The 19671-nt window shown below is 51.8% G+C and carries 17 protein-coding genes and 1 riboswitch; of the genes, 3 read left to right on the top strand and 14 right to left on the bottom strand.

The window, feature by feature from the left end; genetic code table 11:
• Positions 1 to 5: 5 nt before the first annotated feature.
• The 9 genes from HFP08_RS09280 to HFP08_RS09240 all read right to left on the bottom strand — a co-directional run bounded on the left by HFP08_RS09280 (position 6) and on the right by HFP08_RS09240 (position 10102).
• On the bottom strand, positions 6 to 779 hold the full coding sequence (locus HFP08_RS09280) for a LamB/YcsF family protein (RefSeq protein ID WP_168120317.1): 774 nt from the start codon (positions 777 to 779) through the stop codon (positions 6 to 8).
• Between the two features lie 504 nt (positions 780 to 1283).
• Positions 1284 to 2675 (bottom strand): NCS2 family permease, encoded by a 1392-nt coding sequence (locus tag HFP08_RS09275; protein WP_168120316.1) that lies wholly within the window; start codon positions 2673 to 2675, stop codon positions 1284 to 1286.
• A 170-nt stretch (positions 2676 to 2845) separates the two neighbouring features.
• Positions 2846 to 2947: riboswitch (purine riboswitch) on the bottom strand.
• 154 nt (positions 2948 to 3101) lie between these two features.
• The gene (locus HFP08_RS09270) at positions 3102 to 4211 is read right to left on the bottom strand and encodes a DUF1648 domain-containing protein (protein WP_168120315.1); all 1110 of its coding nucleotides are present in this window, start codon (positions 4209 to 4211) and stop codon (positions 3102 to 3104) included.
• Positions 4204 to 4608: a GntR family transcriptional regulator gene (locus tag HFP08_RS09265; RefSeq protein ID WP_168120314.1), complete on the bottom strand. Its 405-nt coding sequence runs from the start codon at positions 4606 to 4608 to the stop codon at positions 4204 to 4206. The genes HFP08_RS09270 and HFP08_RS09265 overlap by 8 nt, the downstream gene beginning before the upstream one ends.
• Positions 4609 to 4692: 84 nt before the next feature.
• Entirely contained in the window at positions 4693 to 4932 is a 240-nt protein-coding gene (locus HFP08_RS09260; RefSeq protein WP_206109213.1) for a hypothetical protein, read from the bottom strand.
• A gap of 147 nt (positions 4933 to 5079) precedes the next feature.
• A complete protein-coding gene (locus HFP08_RS09255) occupies positions 5080 to 6951 on the bottom strand; it encodes an ABC transporter ATP-binding protein (protein WP_481856554.1) in 1872 nt (623 codons plus the stop codon).
• Entirely contained in the window at positions 6941 to 8677 is a 1737-nt protein-coding gene (locus tag HFP08_RS09250) for an ABC transporter ATP-binding protein (RefSeq protein WP_168120312.1), read from the bottom strand. The genes HFP08_RS09255 and HFP08_RS09250 overlap by 11 nt, the downstream gene beginning before the upstream one ends.
• Before the next feature lie 8 nt (positions 8678 to 8685).
• Entirely contained in the window at positions 8686 to 9126 is a 441-nt protein-coding gene (locus tag HFP08_RS09245) for a MarR family winged helix-turn-helix transcriptional regulator (protein WP_168120311.1), read from the bottom strand.
• A gap of 151 nt (positions 9127 to 9277) precedes the next feature.
• The gene (locus tag HFP08_RS09240; RefSeq protein ID WP_346768728.1) at positions 9278 to 10102 is read right to left on the bottom strand and encodes a putative RNA methyltransferase; all 825 of its coding nucleotides are present in this window, start codon (positions 10100 to 10102) and stop codon (positions 9278 to 9280) included.
• A gap of 288 nt (positions 10103 to 10390) precedes the next feature.
• Between HFP08_RS09240 and mraY the strand changes: the two genes are divergently transcribed.
• Positions 10391 to 11341 (top strand): phospho-N-acetylmuramoyl-pentapeptide-transferase, encoded by a 951-nt coding sequence (mraY, locus tag HFP08_RS09235; protein ID WP_168120310.1) that lies wholly within the window; start codon positions 10391 to 10393, stop codon positions 11339 to 11341.
• A gap of 292 nt (positions 11342 to 11633) precedes the next feature.
• Here the strand turns inward: mraY and HFP08_RS09230 are convergent, their stop codons facing one another.
• Positions 11634 to 12806: a Gfo/Idh/MocA family protein gene (locus tag HFP08_RS09230; protein ID WP_168120309.1), complete on the bottom strand. Its 1173-nt coding sequence runs from the start codon at positions 12804 to 12806 to the stop codon at positions 11634 to 11636.
• A 203-nt stretch (positions 12807 to 13009) separates the two neighbouring features.
• On the opposite strand from HFP08_RS09230, the gene HFP08_RS09225 reads away from it, so the two are divergent.
• Entirely contained in the window at positions 13010 to 13885 is an 876-nt protein-coding gene (locus tag HFP08_RS09225) for an AraC family transcriptional regulator (RefSeq protein WP_481856553.1), read from the top strand.
• 21 nt (positions 13886 to 13906) lie between these two features.
• Here the strand turns inward: HFP08_RS09225 and HFP08_RS09220 are convergent, their stop codons facing one another.
• Both HFP08_RS09220 and HFP08_RS09215 read right to left on the bottom strand, forming a co-directional pair.
• Positions 13907 to 14275 carry a c-type cytochrome gene (locus HFP08_RS09220; protein ID WP_168120308.1) on the bottom strand — a complete coding sequence of 123 codons (369 nt, stop codon included), beginning with the start codon at positions 14273 to 14275 and terminating at the stop codon, positions 13907 to 13909.
• Between the two features lie 255 nt (positions 14276 to 14530).
• Positions 14531 to 16051: a glycoside hydrolase family 31 protein gene (locus tag HFP08_RS09215; RefSeq protein WP_168120307.1), complete on the bottom strand. Its 1521-nt coding sequence runs from the start codon at positions 16049 to 16051 to the stop codon at positions 14531 to 14533.
• Between the two features lie 116 nt (positions 16052 to 16167).
• Between HFP08_RS09215 and HFP08_RS09210 the strand changes: the two genes are divergently transcribed.
• The gene (locus HFP08_RS09210) at positions 16168 to 17034 is read left to right on the top strand and encodes an AraC family transcriptional regulator (RefSeq protein WP_168120306.1); all 867 of its coding nucleotides are present in this window, start codon (positions 16168 to 16170) and stop codon (positions 17032 to 17034) included.
• A 345-nt stretch (positions 17035 to 17379) separates the two neighbouring features.
• Here the strand turns inward: HFP08_RS09210 and HFP08_RS09205 are convergent, their stop codons facing one another.
• Positions 17380 to 18822: a sulfatase family protein gene (locus tag HFP08_RS09205; protein WP_168120305.1), complete on the bottom strand. Its 1443-nt coding sequence runs from the start codon at positions 18820 to 18822 to the stop codon at positions 17380 to 17382.
• A 17-nt stretch (positions 18823 to 18839) separates the two neighbouring features.
• Positions 18840 to 19667, bottom strand: a complete 828-nt coding sequence (locus HFP08_RS09200) for a carbohydrate ABC transporter permease (protein ID WP_240941232.1) — start codon at positions 19665 to 19667, stop codon at positions 18840 to 18842.
• Positions 19668 to 19671: the final 4 nt, after the last annotated feature.

The following is a 19671-nucleotide window of genomic DNA, read 5'->3' as shown; positions in this document are numbered from 1 at the left end:
ATCCGTTAATTCAGCGCGATCTGGTCTGCCCGGCTTACATGAATGCCCGCTTCCCGCAACGCTTGTCTTAATGCTATACTATGCGCCTCGGCGCCCGGAGTATCACCATGAATGCAAATGGTGTCCGTCCTAAGCTTCAAGAGCTTGCCTCCTCTCGTCACGACCTCTCCATTCAAGACCATGCGCACCGCTTGCTCGGCCGCCGCGGCCGAGTCTGTCAGCACCGCGCCCTCTATGCTTCTAGGCGTAAGCGACCCATCCTCCTCGTACATCCGATCTGCGAACACCTCATTGGCTGTTCGAAGGCCGATCCTCTCCCCTGCTCGAACCATTTCACTGCCCGATAATCCGTATAAAATAAGGCTACCATCCACACGATAAACCGCTTCCGCGACAGCTTCCGCCCATGCCGCGTCCTTCGCCGCCCGATTGTAGAGCGCGCCGTGCGGCTTCACATGCGACAGCCTTCCACCTTGCGCAGCTGCGAAAGCTTGTACCGCGCCGATCTGATAGACCATCATCGCGTATACCTCTTCGGGAGCGAACAACATATCCCTTCGCCCGAAGCCCTCCCGATCTGGAAAGCCCGGATGCGCGCCAATCGCCAGCTCATGCTTTATCGCTGCAGCAACCGTTCTATGTATAGTTGCCGAATCTCCCGCATGAAAGCCGCATGCTACATTGATCGACGTTACCTGTTTCATCAGCGCCTCATCACTCTGGGCTCCACTTTCTCCCGCATCCTCGCCCATATCGCAATTCAAATCCACCTGTTGCACGCGCCCTCTCCTCCTCGTCATCAGCATACCTTCTATTATAACGCAGGATTACTGAAGATGTGATTAAACGCCTACTACACAATTTACTCCTATACAGCTTCTTCAAGAAAACGAAAGAAGAGTTCACCTTTACGCGGACACAGATGACCTTATTTCGCTCAAACAAGGCTCAAATGCCTCGCTTTCGGACACAGATGACCTTATTCCCTCATCTCGTCCTTCTTATCATGATTTTCCAGCCAAATAAAGTCTTCTGTGTCCGCCAAACTCGCAAAAAGGCCATTTTCATCAAAATAGAGCATCTGTTGTCCGTTAGCGTGTCAGTTGTCCGTCAGATCATCTGTTGTCCGTTAAACTTGCTTAGTTGATTAAGCTTTGGGTGCCCTAGCATCAAGCCACAAGATGCATGAAATCAGACGATGCAGAAAAAAGCACAACGCCGGTCCAGCGTTGTGCTTCAGGTCTATTTATCCAGCGCGACTAGGGCTTGACGCCTCTTAAGCGTCAAGCCGCGTCCATGAACGCATAGCGGGCGATCACAAGAATCGCGAGCAGCCACATCATCCAATGAATCTTGTATTGCCCTTTACCTTTGCCCGTCATATTCGCCACAGCCGCCAACAAGACGTACGATACGATGCCGAACGAGATGCCGTTGGCGATGCTGTACGTGAACGGCATCATGGCAATCGTAAAGAAAGCGGGAATCGCGTACACCATATCGGAGAAATCGATCTCCTTCACCGCTTGCATCATCAGCACGCCGACGACGATCAGAGCCGCGGATGTCGCGGATCCTGGAACGAGCATCACGATCGGCGAAAGGAAGATCGCAAGCAGGAAGCAGATGCCCGTCGTTACGGCGGTCAGGCCAGAGCGGCCGCCCTGCGCAATGCCGGCAGAGCTCTCGACATAGGTCGTCACGGTCGAGGTCCCCAGAATCGCGCCGCCGCCTACGCCTACCGCATCGACGAGCATCGCCTTGCCGACCTTCTTCTTGCCGGCTTCCGGATCCTTCATAATGCCCGCGCGATTCGCCGTTCCAATCAACGTGCCGAACGTGTCGAACAGCTCCACGAAGGTGAAGGTCAGAATGACCGTGACCAGCCCAACCTCGAAGACGCCCTCGAAGTCGAAATGCCAGAAATTCATCGTTCCGAAATCAGGCACCCAGGTATTGTCCGAGAACGTTTTCCCAGCGTCAACATGGCCTGTAATGACTGCAATCAAGGTCGTAGCCAGTATGCCCCACAACAGAGCTCCCGGAACGCGCATGACCATCAGTACAGCGATCAAAGCGAGTGCGATAAGCGTGTACACGACCTCCGAGTTCTCGAAGCTGCCGAGCTGAATGACCGTCTCGGAGCCTCCAACCGGCGTAAATGTGTTCGCCTTAATATCATTAAAGCTCGTCACCGCAATCGTCATCAGTCCGCTCGTCTTCAAACCAATGATGGTAATGAAGAGCCCGATGCCGACCGTAATCGAATGCTTCAGGCTGTCCGGGACGGCCGTGATCAGCATCTGACGAATTTGCGTGACGGTCAGAATGATGAAGATAATGCCGGAGATGAATACGGCAGTCAAGCCTACCGCCGGCGAGATCGGCGTATCCGTTGCCGCCGACGAGATGACGACGGACGCGAAGTACGCATTCAGTCCCATGCCGGGCGCGAGCGCCGCAGGGAAGTTGACGAACAAGCCCATCGCGATGGAGAAGATGCCCGCAGCCAAGGCTGTCGCCAGGAAGACGCCAGTCCAATCAAGACCGGTCGGCGACAAGATGATCGGATTGACCGCCAATATGTACGCCATCGTCATAAAAGTCGTCAAGCCGGCCATAATTTCAGTTCTTACATTTGTTCCCAGTTCCTTTAAGCGAAAGAAACGTTCCATTTTTGATAATACCCTCCCAAAATTGAATTAGAGTGCGTGTTCAAAAAGTCTGGCTTTTTGAACACCCTCTTAGAACAAACAAAGAAGCCCAGAAAAAGATGCGAAATACGCATTTCTTCCAGGCTCTGCAAAAAGGGGGGAGCGGTCTGCCAGCCGGACCGAGACTGACCATACCGTTCCACTCTCTTCGTAGCCTGATCATTTACGGTGACCGAGTAGTGATTCTTGGGGCCGATTCTTGAGATTATACGAAAAGTTTATGCGATTGTTGTTTTCCGTTTACAATATTAAAGAGAAAGGGAGTCCTTTGTCAATCTATTTCCGAATATTCCTCTGATAAATAAATCATTTCATTCGTAAAGGTAGCGTTTTCACTTGATGAGCATGTGCTAAATCACTGTATTTTCCCAAATTATGACTTCCTTGCTATCGAACAAGCAACCCGATCAACACAGGTATCAGAATGATGAGCAGCAGCATAAGCCAGCCCAGCGGTCTCGCGAAATTCATTGTCCAGCCGACGCCGAATCGTTTCTCCACGAAGAGCGCCGGATCATTCCCATTATAATAAAACTGTCCCAGCTTCCAATAACGGTCATGATCTGCCGACGTCGACGACCCCGGCTTAGTTCCCGTCCCGGCCTTCAATCGACTTCCGCCCTGCCCCGTTATTATCGAAAGGGAGATCGAGCCTATTAAGATGAATCCAGTTATGCCCAACGTGAGATAAGTTATACTTTGGGGATCCCAACCCTTCAGCATGCCAAGCTGAACGGCGCTGAACATCGCCATAACCAGAAAGCCCATAACCATCATAAACCCGGACCAGATGCGGCGAAAGGCAATATTCCTCTGCAGCGAGCCCTCGGGATCGTTCCCTTCCACAATTTGCTTGCTTCTGCCAATTGAATAATTGACCATTGCGAATACGAGCAGCAGGAACATCTGAATGAACGCTGGCCATAGTACGGTCCAGTAGCTCTTATCCGCATAACGGTCCACCTCGCCGTTCATGTCGTAATGCATGGCGATACGATCCGGGAAATCGTCATAGCCCAGCACTCCGATCAATACACTGCTCACAATGAGCAAGAGATGGGGAATGAACCAGAGATACGAAACCGTCAATTTCGATTGTCTGAACTTCGTATTCACTTGCACCATTTGACTCGGAGTCGCCATCCATTTCTCTTCGCGCTTCAACCGCTTGACCGCCCCATGCTGTCTTAGGTAAATCCCGAATGAAATAATCAAGTATCCGAACACATGCGCCAGCAAAATAAAGCTCCAGCGATTCTCGTTCACTTCACCGCTTGACAGCCAAAGCAGCGACACTGTCAGCAAAATCCCGACAATGACGTTTATCCAGTAGTATTGCCCTCGAAGCGTTCTAATCCGCGTATCCTCTTGCTTATTCTCGGGAATCGTCACTCCGAAGCTTTCAATCCGCCTGGTCAAATGAGGCATGATCGTCGTCATAAGCGCAATCGGCAGCATAATGATTAACGCAATCGCCAGCATCCAATTGTTATTCATGCTTCTCCTCCTCCTCCTTCGCCAAAAGCTCTGCGAACATCATTCTGCTCTCCTCCGCGAATTGCTCCATCGTCATTCCTCTGCATATTGCGTCCGCGACCAACGGGCGAAGCTGACTCCGCAAACGCAGCTTGTAGCTATCATCCGCCGGCGGAAAGGCTCCCGGCTGGATAACTGCACCCTGCTTGCGATTGATCAGCACATAACCTTCCTGCTTCAACAGCTGATAAGCCTTGTTCACCGTATGCAGATTAATGCCCAGGTCCTCCGCCAGACTCCGAACAGACGGCAATGCTTCTCCAGGCCGAAGCTCCTTCATCGCAATTCCTTCGATAACACATTGAACAAGCTGTGTATAAATCGGCGTTTCGGATTCAAGATCGATTTGAAGCAGCATGACCGCGCACCTCCATATGTCTGTTATATATCAAATATAACACTTAACTCGAATGACTACAACAAAAAACGAGATGTATCCGATTTATGGACATCTCGTTCTTCGTTTGGCTACCAATCTGCCTTGAGCAAACCGTTTCTTGCGCTTCGCCCCGGAGCGGGCACTGCTGACGGATGTGCTTCCCTCGTCGCTTTCATCCGTCGTGCTCGATCCCGAAGCCCCAATCGTCTTCGTCGTCGTGTTCGTGGCAATTTGCTTTATATTGCCGAATATGATCGTGCCCTCGTTCTTCCCAATATGCACGCCGCAGCATAAGCAAGGCATACCCGCATCAGCATCCTTCACAAGGAAATTCAAAACGTTCATTTGCTGAGAAACGAACTTTTCACCCCTGATTTTTCTTATGCTAGTATATGTGCCGACGGGGGGACGCGCATTGGCTATTCCAACAGGAACAGGCGCCTTTTCTTGCTAGCCCGATATATTCTTGAATTGCTGGTGGAACATATTGTGGTAAATGCCTTCCCTCTCCATCAACGCTTCATGATTGCCCTTCTCCTGCAATTGGCCCTTGTCCACGACCATGATCGTATCCGCATCTCGAATCGTATTCAGTCGATGCGCGATGATAAAGCTCGTTCTGCCTTGCATCACCTTGAGCAGCGCCTCCTGAATATGCAGCTCCGTGCGAGTATCGATGCTGCTCGTCGCTTCGTCGAGAATGAGAATGGACGGCTTCGCGAGAATGACCCTGGCAATCGCGAGCAATTGACGCTGGCCTTGGCTAATATTGCCTCCGTTCTCCATCAGCTCCGTCTCGTATTTCTTCGGCAGCCGCTGGATGAACGCATGCGCGTTCGCCATCCTGGCCGCATCCTCCACTTCGCGGTCGGTCGCGTCAGGCTTGCCGTATTTAATATTGTCCTTGATCGTGCCGGAGAATAGATAGGTGTCCTGCAGCACGATGCCGAAGCTTTGCCGCAGACTTTCTCTCGTATAATCCCGAATATCCCTGCCGTCGATCAGAATTCGGCCGCCCGTCACATCATAGAACCGCGTAAGAAGATTGACGATGGTCGTCTTGCCCGCTCCTGTCGGCCCGACCAGCGCCGTGCTAGTGTCGGTCGGCGAATCGAAGCTTACCCTCCTGAGAATCGGCACATCGGAGCGATAGGCGAAATCGACATTGTCGAATACGACATGTCCCTTCGTGTTCTTGAGTTCAATAGCGTTCGGCGCATCCGCCTCTTCCTCCGCTTCGTCCATGACCTCGAACACCCGCTCCGCGCCTGCAACGCCGGACTGAAGCACATTGTAGATCTGAGCCATCTCGTTCAGCGGTCTCACGAACTGCCTGGAATAGCCGACGAAGGACGCGATAACGCCTACCGTTGTATGACCATGAACCGCGAGCACGCCGCCGACGATCGCGATGGCCGCAATGCCGATATTGTTGATGACGCTGAGCAGCGGCATAAGGAAGCCTGACCAAATCTGGGCGCGCAGCGACACGTCGAGCAGCTTGTCGTTCGCCTCCTCGAACTGGGCGATCGACTGCTCCTCATGATTGAACGCCTTCACGACATGAAGTCCCGTAATCGTCTCCTCGATATGTCCGTTCAAGCGACCGAGCTGCGCTTGCTGCTCCTTGAACAGCACCTTCGTGCGGCTTGTGATCGTCTTCGCCAGAATGAACACGAGCGGTACCGTAATGAGGCTGGCCAGCGTAAGCAGCGGACTGAGCACGAGCATCATCACGAACGAGCCGACGATGCCGATGACGCCGGACATAAGCTGAACCGTCGATTGCGATACCGTATTGCTCACATTGTCGATATCGTTCGTCATCCGGCTCATCAGCTCGCCATGCGACCTCGAGTCGAAGAAGCGCAGCGGCAGCTTTTGCAGCTTGGCGAACAGGGAGCCGCGAAGCTGCTTGATGACCCGCTGCGACAGACCCGCCATCAGCCAGCCCTGCAGCAGCGTAAGCCCTCCCTCGGCGATATAAGCCGATATCATGACGAACAGAATCGTCTCGAGCAACTTGAAGTCCACGCCTCCGTCCGTCCCGATCGCGTCAATGGCTACGCCGATCAAGTACGGTCCCGCTACGGAAATCGCCGAGCTGCAGATGACGAACAGGAAGATGATGCCAAGCAGCTTGCGCTCCTTGCCGATATAGCCCCACAGCCGCCGCATCGTAGCTTTGAAATTTTTCGGCTTGACCACCACGCCTCTGCCCGCGCCGCCGAAGCCGCCCGGTCTTCCCATGGCAGGCATGCCGGGAGGAGACGCCGGACGGTTGGCGGCTTTTTCATGTGATTCTGCGCCGTTAGACGACATTCGTCCTCAGCTCCTTCCCGATTTGCGATTGGAAGATTTCCTGATAAACCTCGCAGCTCTCCATCAGCTCGGCATGCTTGCCAACGCCGACCACGCTGCCTCCATCCATGACTACGATTTTGTCAGCGTCAATTACCGATGTAATGCGCTGCGCGATCAGAATGCAAGTCAAGTCCTTCGTGTAGGTACGAAGCGCCTCCTTGATCCGTGCCTCCGTCGCCATATCGACCGCGCTTGTGCAGTCATCGAGAATAAGAATTTCCGGCTTCCTGATGAGCGCTCTCGCGATGGAGAGACGCTGCTTCTGACCTCCGGACAAATTCACGCCGCGCTGCCCAAGCCTGGAGTCGTAGCCTTCCGGAAGCCCCACGACGAAGTCATGCGCCTCCGCGAGCTTCGCCGCTTCTATTACCTCGTCTGTTGTCGCGTCCTCCCTGCCCCAGCGAATATTGTCCATAATAGAACCGGTGAACAGCATCGTCTTCTGCGGCACGATCGCGATCTTCTCACGCAGCACAGCCGGGTCCAACTCGCGAATGTCGGTATCATTCACGCGAATGCTGCCGGAGGTCGCGTCATAGAAGCGCGGAATCAACTCCACCAGACTGCTCTTGCCGGAGCCGGTCGAGCCTACGATGCCGACCGTCTCGCCGGGCAGACATTCGAAGGAAACGCCGCTCACCACATTTTGTCCATCCTCACCGCCGTAGGAGAAGGAGACATTTTCAAACACAATCTTGCCCTTCGCAGCCTGCGACTCCCCCGCTCCCTCGTTCCAGTTCATCGCGTTCTCCTGCTTGAACACCTCGCCAATCCGCTGGGCCGAAGCCTTCGCGCGCACGAACATATTGAACACCATCGAGAGCGTCATCAAGGCGAACAAGATCTGCGTCATATAGTTAACGAAGGCGACGAGATGACCGACCGGCATTTGCGATTCGCTGACCCAATGACCGCCAAGCCACAGAACCGCAATAATGCCGAAATTAACCGTAAGCATAATCGCCGGATTAAAAATCGCCATCGCCCGCATCGCGTTCGTCGAGCGGTTCCTCTGCTCTTCATTGGATATGTCGAACTTCTCCACTTCATAATCAAATCGATTAAACGCTTTCACAACGCGAACGCCGGACAGATATTCCCGGACCGAGCTGTTCACCTTGTCGAGCGACTGTTGTACCTTCATGAATCGAGAGAACCCAATCTTGATATTGAGAAACACCAGCAGCGCCACGATCGGCACCACGACGGCGAATACGACCGACAGCTTCACGTTTAGATTGATAGCCATAATAAGCGCTCCCAATCCCAGCAGCGGAGCCTTTAGGAAAATCCGCATCATTCCGTTCAGGAAGTTCTGCATCAACGTCACATCATTGGTCAATCTCGTGATGAGCGAGCCGCGATCGAATTTGTCGATATTTTCGAAGGCGAGAAACTGGATTTTGCGGAATAGATCGGAGCGAAGCTCCGCGCCGAAGCGCTGCGACACGCGGCTAGCCACAATATTGCGGGAAGACGCAGCCACCGCTCCCACAGCTGTAATCAGCAGCATCAAGCCTCCCAATCGCAGCACATAATCCATATCCAGATTTTTAATGCCCTTGTCGATAATCTGGGCAAGAATCGTCGGCATCATGAGATCCGAGGTTGCTTCAAGCGCCACGAAAAACACCGCCGTCAAGAAGCTCCTCCAATATTTCCGAATATATCGTTTGTACGGCATGTATGCGTCTACTCTCCTTTGCGGGGCAAATGATTCGACAGCTTCGTCATCAGACTGACAAGCTGCTGTCGTTCCGTTTCCGAGAAATGGGCAAACGGCTCCTCGAGCGACTCCAGCCAGGCCGCTTCCATCTGCGTAATCAACGCCCTGCCTGCTTCAGTCAGCTGCACCAGCTTCACCCTGGCATCCTCTTCACTGCCCTTTCTCGCCACATAATCCAGCTTCTCCAACCGATCCAGCATTTGCGACATCGTGCTCGCCCGCACATCCAGATGCTCCGCAAGCTGTCCAATCGTCACGCCATCGCGCGAGCACTTTAATTTGCGCATCAGCATCCACTGCACTCTTGTAATTTCCTGCTTGTTCTTATCGAACGCCTCCGAGCGCAAATAGCGGTTAATGCGCTGCATATGATCCACGAATTGCTCCAGCTCTAACCGATCCGCCATCCTTCATCCTCCTTCCGAGCTTCATAACTGAATATATTATATAGCGAAACTAACTATTCGGCAATGTGCAATGAGCAAAGCGGCAACAGTCGTTGACAATAATTGTCCTCGACTGCTGCCGACAATATAGCTTGTCTTTCTCATAACCCGCCTACTTCATGCCCACTAAAATCATAAAGTCCATTGTAACCTTCCGCAAATCTCGGCTATGCATACTTAGTAAACCCTCAGCCGTTAGCCGCCAGGTTAATGGCGTCATGCCAAGCAGCGGCCCAATTAACCTTTCATTCACATTCACCTGATACCGGACATGATCAACATTCATTATCGTGAAATGCTCCTTAAATTGGTTCCGTATATTGGCATTTGAATAAGCTTCTTTGGCGAATCCTTCATAAACCCTGTCTCTTATTTCTATGAGATGATCCCGTTCGGGAACGACCTTAATCACCATGCCTTCATCCAGCATCAATCTTCGAAACTCCGAGTAGTTAGCCGGTGACAGAATGTTAAGAATAAAATGGAATTGTTGATCGGCAAACGGACATTTTGCAAGGTCCGCTACACACCAAATGGCATTGGAATATTCGGTCGCTGCGGCGATGATTCCCTCTTTAGCGATATCAATACCGACAGCCAAGAGAGAACCGGTTGCACATGGAGACAGGTTTTGCTGAATTTTCGTCAAATGAGAGCCCTCGCCGCATCCGGCATCCAATAGCCTCGTTGGACCATCATCATGAAGATGACCCCTTATTATCTCACTGATTCTCGTAGTTAAAGGATCGAAAAAGCCATTGTTGCAAATCAATCGCCGGTATTCAAACAACGGTTTGTCATATTTCGTTTTATTAACGCGCGGCAATAGATTTACATATCCTTGCTTCGCCAAATCGAAACAATGCCGATTGCTGCAAATCAAGCTTTTTGACTGTATCATTTGCATAGAGCCGCAGCATATCGGACACCTAAACAAGTCTTGGGTCTGTGAAATAGCCGCAGCTGCTCTGAGCCTCTTTTTATTATTTTTGGACAACAAAAATACACCCCATTCATTCGTATTCGGTGAATGAAAAAAGGCGAATGAATTGGATGATCATTAGGCGTCTCACCTGCTAATCAGAGATTTTAAAAACATCCCTATTATAGCATGTCCACAGTTGCGATAAATATGAAAAAACGGCCAAAAAAGCTTCTCTATAAGACTGCAATTCTCTTAGGTATAGTGGTTGTATGAGAGCTTGGGAGAAAAGGGGCGTTTAAAATGGCGGGAATACTCGAGGTTGCTGGTCTTTCGTTTTTGCTTGTTACAATATTCACTCCGCTGCTCATTTGGGGACTTCGCAGCTTAAAGCTCATGCAGCCCATTCGCTCCGAGTTGCCGCCGGATCATCAATCGAAGCGGGGAACGCCGCTGATGGCTGGCCTGGTACTGCTCATAGGCATTATAATGTCTCTTCAATTTCAACCATCGCCCACAATGAGTTTCCTATGTGTTGCCTTTCTTTTGTTTAGCTCTGTCGGTTTTATGGACGATCTTAAAAAGGCGGCATGGCAAGATCCATCAGGCATCTCCGGACAGACGAAGCTTGCGTTCCAATTCTCGTTTGCCGCTTTGCTTCTTATCACTCTTCTGCATTCGTTTTCTCTCACAAGCGATATTTCTTTGTTTCACGGTTTCCGGCTCCACCTGCCCATGTATGTTTATTTTGGGATCATGCTATTATTTGTAGTAGGATCAGCCAATGCAATCAACTTTACTGACGGTCTGGACGGGCTGTTGATCAATGCTGCTATCCCGACTTATTTTTTCTTTTTTATGATTTCGGACAAACAAGAAGTGCAACTGTTTTCTCTCGTGATGATTGGCTGCTTGCTCGGATTATTTCTTTATAATATTTATCCCGCTAGGGCGTTTATGGGCGATACCGGTTCGTTGGCCATTGGAGGCTCACTCTCCTTCTTAGCGGTTATCGAGAAGGTCGAAATCTTAATCCCAATCCTGTTTTCCGTTTATCTTGCCGAGCAATTTTCGGTCATTCTTCAAGTTTTTTACTACAGACGCACGAAGCGGCGACTATTTAGAATGGCCCCCATCCATTTTCATTTTAGCTTGAAATACGGTTGGAGCGAAAACAAGATCGTCATGATATTCGGATTCATCTCTTGGTTATCCGCTCTTATCAGCTGGCTGCTTTGGAAGTTTGTCCTTTAGGCTGCCCTGCCCCACGTTTCCAAGCCAATACGAGCGGACACAGGATGCGCTATTTGAGAAAAATACCCGGTTTGATCACTTTGGCGGACACAAGAGGCGCTATTTTCTCCAAAAACAAAAAAAAACGCTGTATTTTCGAAAATAACGTCATCTCTGTCCGCGAAATCATAAAAACAGCTAATTTTACTGAAATAGCGCATCTACGGTCCGTTGTGATGGTACTGCATTAGTCATGATCATATTGGCGCATTATTCACGTAGTCATGCTTCTGCAGCTATTATGACCTCCGCTTTATTGCTCCTCACTAAGGGAGTTCCCAAAAGAGCTTCCCGTCGTAATCTTCACATCGGCGAAATTCTCGACGCTCGCCCCCTTCTGGTAGAAATGCGGCGCGTTCTGCTTGACGCCTTCCCTAGTGTAGAAGGGATCTCCTTGCCGCAAGGGAAGCTGAACGCTCTTGCCGATGCTTGCGGATTTGTAGATGCTCATGATGAGCTCGAGCGTGCCGCGGCCGCTCTCTCCATCGATCAACACCGGCGTTCCGTTCTCGATCGCGCTCAGCACGTTGTCTATCTGAGCAGTATGTCCTTCATAAGGCAAATCCGGCAACGAATCGTAGAAGCGCTGCATTTGCTCCTCCAGCTCAACGTTACTCTCAGGGAAGCCGTTCGGCTTCGATACAGACGCCGTTACCTTCCAAGGTGCCGAGATCCGCGCGTTCTGTCCCTGGAAAATAAACTGCTGCTCCTCGCCGTGATGCACGACAGAGCTCGTAATCTGTCCGAGCGACCCGTTCGGATACCGAAGCATCGCGACGGAGAGATCCTCCACCTCCGCATTGTCGTGGGAGACATTGCTCATGAAGGCCTGAACCTCACTTGGGCATCCGAGCATCCACAGCAAAGCGTCCATATGATGCACCGCATGGTTCAGTGTAGGTCCGCCTCCTTCCTTCTCCCAAGTGCCGCGCCACCATAAGTCGTAATAGCTATGGCCCCGCCACCAGAACGAATCTACTTGAGCATGAAGGATATTTCCCGCCAAACCGCTGTCGAGCACGCTTTTCAGCTTCATAATGGGATTTCTAAACCGATTCTGGGCAATGACGGATAAGATCCTGCCATTCCGATTGGCCGCTTCGATCATGGCGTCGCATTCCGCGAGGGATGCCGCCATTGGTTTCTCGACTAGCACATGGCTTCCCGCATTCAGGAAATCGATTGTAACGGGCGCGTGCTCGAATGGGGGCATACATACGGACACAAGGTCAATGCCGTCTCCGAGCAGCTCCTTGTAATCCTTCACGACTTTGGCATCCAGTCCGTACTGCTCCCGCTTCGCTTCCGCCTTGTCTGGATACAGATCGCATAAGGCGACGATTTGACAACGCTCCTTGAATTGCAAATAGCCTTCGATATGAGCGGAAGATATCGCTCCGGCTCCGATAATCGCTGCTTTCAACATGAGTTTGTCCTCCTCGGTATATGAATGTCTACATGAGAAGCTTAACTCAGAAGACGGTTCAATTGTGATGCCATGCAGTGGGAAAATGACGCTCCATTGCGTTTTTTTATAAGGAAAGGTGCTTGAATCGGCATCTTCGCCTTGCTATATTGAATTCAGTGCTTGAATCGCATTCTACATTGTCTTATGGGAAGGTGAGTCTGTTGGCCACACCGACAAACAGCTTTAGCGAAATGCCCTTGTATTTTGCCTATAAGCGCTGCAGCGTCAATAACGAGCATAGAGAAACCTTCCATTCTCACCCTGGTATCGAAATATTGTTCATCCATCAGGGAAGAGGAACGATGATCGTCAACAATATCAGCTATGAGATTCGGCCGGGAATGCTCTGCGTTTTTCAACCGAATCAGCTTCATCATGTCAAGCTGGACTATTCCCAAGGCGAATGCTTCGAGCGCTCCATCGCTATTTTTGAAGGAACTATGTTTGATGCCTATTTCGAAAATTGGCCGGGACTGCATTCCTTCTACCGATTCATTCAGTTGGGAGAGCTCTCTTCCCCCTGCCTGTATGAGCTGCAGGATCCTCGCTTGCTGGAAGGCCTGTTCCAAGATATGCACAAACGATTCCCAAAGATGCAAGAGGCAGACAAGCAGGAGGAGATTTCGCTCTTCCTGGTCCCGCTGTACCGTTGTCTGAAGCAAGAATGGGGGAGCTTGAATGAACCTGCCGCACGCTATCCAGCAAGTCGAAGAAACCGGCAAGCAGAGTTTATTCTGAATTGGATTGAAGACCGCTACACGGAGCCCTATTCCTTGGACGAAATGGCTCGTTCGCTGCATCTCTCTTCCTTCTACCTGACCCACCTGTTCAAAGAAGCGACAGGCATCAGCATCTCCGAATATATCGCGACGCGCCGGGTGCACCAAGCCGCTCTTCTGCTGACAACTACGAATAAGCCCGTCTCACTCGTCGGGGAGGAGATCGGGCTCACGAACAGCTCTTATTTCTGCAAATTGTTCAAATCGCATAGGGGCATTACTCCGCATCAGTATCGGAAACGATGGACTGGACATTAGGCGTAAGTTCTAGCAGATTAGCTACGCTTTCTTGAACGTGCTGAGCCAATTCGTCAGATTAATAATTTGATCCTCGGAGAGCTTGTCCTTGAACGGCGGCATGCTGCCTCCGCCCTGCATAATCTGCTTATGTATCTTCTCCTTGCTCATATCCGCTCCGACGTTCTGAAGATTGGGTCCGATGCCTCCCTGATATTCCGTGCCATGACAGGACATGCAGTTGCTCTTGTAATCCGCTTCCGCGCTTGCGGTATCGACCGGACGGTCCGGCACGGCGCTTGCCGCCGTTTCGTTATTCGCGTCCTCCTTGGGCGGCAAGCCGAAGGTAATGAGATACGCTGCGAGCAACGCGGCCGCAACCATAACAACAGACATGATCCATTTCGACATAAGACCACTCCCCTTGCAGTTCATATTTTGGAAAAAAAGCGCTCTCTATTATTAACCGTTATAAAGGTATGCGAAACAAAAACCTCCTCGCGGCGTGAAGCCGAGAGGAGGTTTTGCAGGGATACTTTTTACACCTACAGCTCCGATCCGAGCGTTTTTCCGTTCTGCAGAGTTACTTTTTACACTAGCAGTCTCGCTCAGGACAATTTACCGCTCTCCAGAGCTACTATTTACATCTACAGCCTCGACCCATGCTCAAGCCTTCCGATAATAAGGAAGCCTGCTCAGCGGCACATCAATTATTACCGTCGCCGGGCCTTCGATCACACTGCCGTCATCGCCCTCCCATGAGCCTGCGGGAAACGCGACTTCACGGGCTCTCATCCCTTTCCGCACAGCAGGCGCGACGAGGATCGAGCTGCCCAGCATGAACTGATCCTGGATGGTCTCCATACCCGCCTCGGGAAATTCATACGCCATATGGCGCATGATCGGCTCGCCCGTCTGCGCCGCATGCTCCGCCAGCGCCAGTATCTCCTGTCCGAACCGTACATGCAACTGGGCCGCGTCCACGCAGTAACGAAGATGCTCTTCGTCCAGCACCCGCCAAGGTGCAGCGGAGAACTGCATCATCGGGAACAATGCCGAACATTGGGCGTAACGGACGAACAGCTCCTGATCCAGCTTGGACGTCGTGAAGCTCATATATTCACCGCCGCCAATCATGTCCGGGCAGGTATAGGCATAACCGAGAAGTCCCTGGGCCAATCCGTCGGGAATGAGCGAATCCAAGCCGTTGCCTTCCCATTCGTGGCCCTTGTCCTTCAGCCGCTGCGCCAGCGGCTGTCCCGCAAGCTTCCAGCAGGCCCTGTATTCGTTCAGCTTGTACTTGAGGCCCACCTTGGCCCATGCTTCGCATTGTCCGCCAGGCGTAACAGGCGCATAGCTGCGATCATCCGTCTCGTAGAAATCCGCATCGCCGGCATCCAGCTTGAAGCCGTCGATTCCGTACTCGCGCTGAAGGGCGTCCATCTGATCCTGAATCCATTCCACGGCGGCAGGATTCGTGCAATCAAGGACGGCGCTGTAGCCGTTCCACCACTTCCGAAGGGCAGTCCGACCCTCGCGATCCTTCAGAAGAATGCCGGACGGCTCCAGCTTCCGGAATATAATGGAATCAGGACTGATGAACGGACAAATCCACAGCATGACCTTGAAGCCCAAAGCATGGAGCTCCTCCACCATCCGCTTCGGATCGGGAAATCTTCCGGAGTGAAACGTCCAGTCGCCATAGGGACCATGCCAATTATCGTCGATCATGATGACGCCGGGAGGCATTCCCTGAGCAAGCGCATCCTTCGCATACTGCAGCACCTTCTCCTGCGTCGGCTCGTAGAGGAGCTCGATCCACAGATTGTACTGCGGGGCGGTGAACAGCAGTTCCTCGGGAATGCCGCCGGCTGCGGGGAAATGTGTTCGGGCTGCATATTGAAAGGCTCCCTTCAAGCTTTCATGCCCTTCTCCCGCAATCAAATCCTCTTCGCCGGACAAGGTTAGCTCACCATCCTCGAACCGAAATGCAAAGGGCTCCTCGCTCCATACGTATCTTCCTTTATTGGATAAGAGCAGCGGACAGGCTTGATTGGCAAGATGACTTTCGGCCAAATCCGCGCGGAACAAAGTCCCTCCATACGGCATGCTCCTTCCATCCGCAGTTCGTCCGCCCCACCAATATTCACCGGGCTGCAGCTTCAGAATCCGTTCATGCTTCAACATTTCTCACCACTCCTTTTCTACGTCGATCTTACCGCTCTGCACCAGGCGAGACAATCTAAAAGTTGTGCGGTATACTATAACAAAATTGACTTTTTCATTTTAAGGAGTTCAGGGTTATGGAGCAAAATTCCTATGCCTTTCGCAACAACGATCATTCCATTTTGACCATCGATTCGATCGGCTGGCAAAACATAAAAAGCCCGGAATACAGCTTCGCGGGCGATGCGCGGCCGGATTCCGGACATGTTATTTTTCAATATACGCTTAGCGGGCAGGGCTATATTGAAATCGATCGGCAAGTTTTCGCATTGCCGCAGGGATCAGCCTTTCTTGTGAAAATACCAAGCAATCACCGGTACTATTATAAGGATCAATCCCGGCCCTGGGAAATTCTGTGGCTGAACCTGAGAGGCGACGAAGCCCGTCGAATTTGGGATATGGTCATTGAGCAAGAGGGCCATGTCATTCGGAGAGAGGCGGATTCACCCGTCATCGCGGAGCTGAGGGAGCTTCTTCGGAGAATAGCCGAAGAGAAACAAACGGATAAGTATGTCTTGTCGTCACTGGCCTATAACTGGATGCTCGCGTTAGCGAAATCAAGCGGAGAAATGCGCAGAGAAGTCGGCGCGACCGGCAGTACGATCCTACTCAAGGCCAAGGCCTATCTGAAGGAGCGCTACGCCACTCCTCTAACGTTGGATATGCTGGCGGAGCATTGTGGAATCAACAAGCATCACCTGTGCAGGCTGTTCCAAAAGTCGGTGCAAACCTCGCCTCTCGCCTATCTCAGGGACAGGCGGATAGAGGCGGCGATAGCTCTGCTGCGCACGACCGAGCTCGCCGTGCAGGAGATAGGCTCGCGATGCGGCTTCGACAGTCCAAGCTACTTCGGCAAAGTCTTCCGCGAATATATGTCCATGACGCCGAAGGAATACCGAATGAAGAAGCTCGAATTTCCGTATGACGCCATTTACTATGAGTAAGAGCTGCCTCAGCTTCAGCCAAGCGCTGAGCGCAAGCTGTCAATCAGCCTTACGACATCGTTTAACGCCATCCGCTTCGAGGGCTGGTTTCATCTCAGAAAAACGCCTGACGGCGTCCTTGTCAAAGAACGGCAACGTTTCTTGAAACAAAAAAACGGAGATTGCTCACTTTCGTGGACACAGGAGACGCTATTTCCTCAAAAAATCAAAAAAACCGCTGTTTTCTCGCAAATAAGTGCATCTCTGTCCGCGAAATCTTAAAAACAGCACCATTTGCCGAAATAACGCATCTACGGTCCGCTACGATCGTGTGCAACCATAGACTTAATTTTATAAATTCTATAATTACAATGAAAACGAATCACGCGTCTCATCCAGAAACTCGCGAAGCCGGACCTCGAGCAATTGTGCGACAGGATGCTCAGTCGCGCTCTTTAAGGAAACGGGCTTCATCTGAAAGGGATCGTCCGCCAAGTCATAGAGCAAGCGCCTAGTCTCTGAGCCCGCAAAATAGCCCTTGTCCACCACATAGGTATATCTCGAGGTTCGCACGCCGCGCCAGCCGTAATGCAGATGCTCCAAGCCGGCTGCCCTGAACGACTCTATCGCCTCCATCCTGCCGGGAAAAGCGCTGATATACGCAGCTCTTGAAGCGAGTTCAGCCTCTTCGGAAGAGCCCCCCTTCTTCAAGAAGTCTGCGACCGAGCTTCCTTCAATAGAGTCTGGCAACGGCAATTCCGCAAGCTCCAGCAGCGTCGGCATAATGTCCACAGTGTTCAGCACAACATCGGTCGTTCCCGGCTTAATCGCTCCCTTCCAGCCGATCATGAAGGGAACGCCAATCGATTCCTCATGCCAGGAATGCTTGGCCATCATGCCATGCGAGCCAAGCAGCTCGCCATGATCGGACGTAAGCACAACGATCGTTTGCTCCAGAAGATTCAACTCTCGCAATTCGTCCATGATTCGCCCGAATTGTTCATCGATGCCGGTGACAGCTGCGAAATAATCCCTGGAAGCCTGATCAAGCCTCTCTGCCCCGCCGTCAACCTCTTCTCCTGTATGAATCAGGAACGGATCCTGAACGATAACATTCGCCCTGTGCGAATGCGGCGAAAGCTTCTTGTCCGCATAGCTGTCTCTGTACGCTTCGGGAACAAGCTCGAATGGGCTATGCGGCGGATTCCACGACACGAACAGCGCGAACGGCTCCTGCTTGCCGCCATGCTCCCGCAAGAAGGCAAGCGCCTTGTCCGTCTCATGCTCCGCGGACCATTGATCCACCTTCACCATCTCGGGGGAATTCTCCCAGTAATGCGGCTTGAGATGTTGATCGTACGCTCCGTACGAATACCAATAATCGAAGCCGAATCGGCCCGGTCCGGGCGGCGTATAGGCGTCCCATTCCCTCGCTCCGGAGAGCGGATGCTCCTCCCGGTTCTGCTCCGGCAGGTCCAGATGCCATTTCCCGATATAGCCCGTCCTATAGCCTGCGCCGCTCAAGACATGGCCGATTGCCGTTTCCTCCGGAGACAGCCGCATATCCAGCCCCGTCTTGCAATTCGTATATACGCCCGTCGATAAGGCATACCTTCCCGTCAGCAACGCGGCTCTGTGGGGTGAGCATAACGGCGTGCAGCTGACAGCTTGCTCGAAGACCATGCTCTCGCTTGCGAAGCGGTCCATATTCGGCGTCATCACCGGGTCCTCGTTCCTGATGCCGACCGCTTGCCGCCGCCACTGATCCGCAAACACATAGACGATATTCGGCTTCCGACGTTCTTCCATTCCCTCATCTTCCTTCTTCATCCCTTCACACCCGATCCGACAACGCCCTTCACGAAATAATCCTGCGCGGCCACGAACACGATAATCGTAGGCACGACAGACGAAACGGCGGCCGCCATCAGCAAGGCGTATTCCGTATTATATTGTCCGATAAAGTGCTGCATGCCGAGCTGCAGCGTGAACAGCCGGTCGGATGACAGATAGATAAGCGGGCCCAGAAAATCATTCCACGTATGCATGAACGAGAAGATAACGAGCGTGGCGATAGCCGGCTTCGTTAACGGCAGAATGATGCGCAGATAGATGCCGAATTCATGCAAGCCGTCGATCTTCGCCGCTTCGATAATTTCATCGGGTATGGACGAGAAGAATTGACGGAACAGGAATACGCCGAACGGACTGACCGCCCCGAGCAAAATCAACGACCAGTGCGTGTCGATTAGACTGAATTTTTTCATGAGCACGAATTGCGGAATCATCATTACCTGATACGGAATCATCATCGTGGCCAAGTAGACAAAAAACAGGAAATCACGTTCGGGAAATCTTATTTTGGAGAACGCGTATCCCGCCATGGAACAGGTGACCAGCAAAATCGCAACCGTAATAATAACAATCTTGATCGTATTCAAATAGTAGAGATGAAAGGGAACCTGCGTCCAAACATCGACGTAATTGCTCCAATAGAAGGTCTCGGGAATCCATTGAATCGGAAATCCGAAAATTTCATGCTCGGCCTTCAGGGATGCGGACACCATCCAGATAAAGGGCAGCAGCATGCAAGCCGAGGTTGCGATAAGCACGATATACAGCATGCTCTGCTTGATGAGCCGCGATCTTTTCATGGAC

The sequence above is a fragment of the Paenibacillus sp. HB172176 genome (genome assembly GCF_011947265.1).
GTDB lineage: Bacteria > Bacillota > Bacilli > Paenibacillales > Paenibacillaceae > Pristimantibacillus.
The sequence above is the reverse complement of the archived record's forward strand: the minus strand, read 5'-3'. Positions and strand labels throughout refer to the sequence as shown.

Bases quoted from the DNA above. Each gene is read 5' to 3' on its own strand.
- HFP08_RS09245 (WP_168120311.1), bottom strand. From the start codon at position 9,126: ATGGCGGATCGGTTAGAGCTGGAGCAATTCGTGGATCATATGCAGCGC.
- HFP08_RS09205 (WP_168120305.1), bottom strand. From the start codon at position 18,822: ATGGAAGAACGTCGGAAGCCGAATATCGTCTATGTGTTTGCGGATCAG.
- HFP08_RS09275 (WP_168120316.1), bottom strand. From the start codon at position 2,675: ATGGAACGTTTCTTTCGCTTAAAGGAACTGGGAACAAATGTAAGAACT.
- HFP08_RS09255 (WP_481856554.1), bottom strand. From the start codon at position 6,951: ATGTCGTCTAACGGCGCAGAATCACATGAAAAAGCCGCCAACCGTCCG.
- HFP08_RS09260 (WP_206109213.1), bottom strand. From the start codon at position 4,932: ATGCCTTGCTTATGCTGCGGCGTGCATATTGGGAAGAACGAGGGCACG.
- HFP08_RS09210 (WP_168120306.1), top strand. From the start codon at position 16,168: ATGGAGCAAAATTCCTATGCCTTTCGCAACAACGATCATTCCATTTTG.
- HFP08_RS09270 (WP_168120315.1), bottom strand. From the start codon at position 4,211: ATGAATAACAATTGGATGCTGGCGATTGCGTTAATCATTATGCTGCCG.
- HFP08_RS09200 (WP_240941232.1), bottom strand. From the start codon at position 19,667: ATGAAAAGATCGCGGCTCATCAAGCAGAGCATGCTGTATATCGTGCTT.
- mraY (WP_168120310.1), top strand. From the start codon at position 10,391: ATGGCGGGAATACTCGAGGTTGCTGGTCTTTCGTTTTTGCTTGTTACA.
- HFP08_RS09230 (WP_168120309.1), bottom strand. From the start codon at position 12,806: ATGTTGAAAGCAGCGATTATCGGAGCCGGAGCGATATCTTCCGCTCAT.
- HFP08_RS09250 (WP_168120312.1), bottom strand. From the start codon at position 8,677: ATGCCGTACAAACGATATATTCGGAAATATTGGAGGAGCTTCTTGACG.
- HFP08_RS09265 (WP_168120314.1), bottom strand. From the start codon at position 4,608: ATGCTGCTTCAAATCGATCTTGAATCCGAAACGCCGATTTATACACAG.
- HFP08_RS09220 (WP_168120308.1), bottom strand. From the start codon at position 14,275: ATGTCGAAATGGATCATGTCTGTTGTTATGGTTGCGGCCGCGTTGCTC.
- HFP08_RS09215 (WP_168120307.1), bottom strand. From the start codon at position 16,051: ATGTTGAAGCATGAACGGATTCTGAAGCTGCAGCCCGGTGAATATTGG.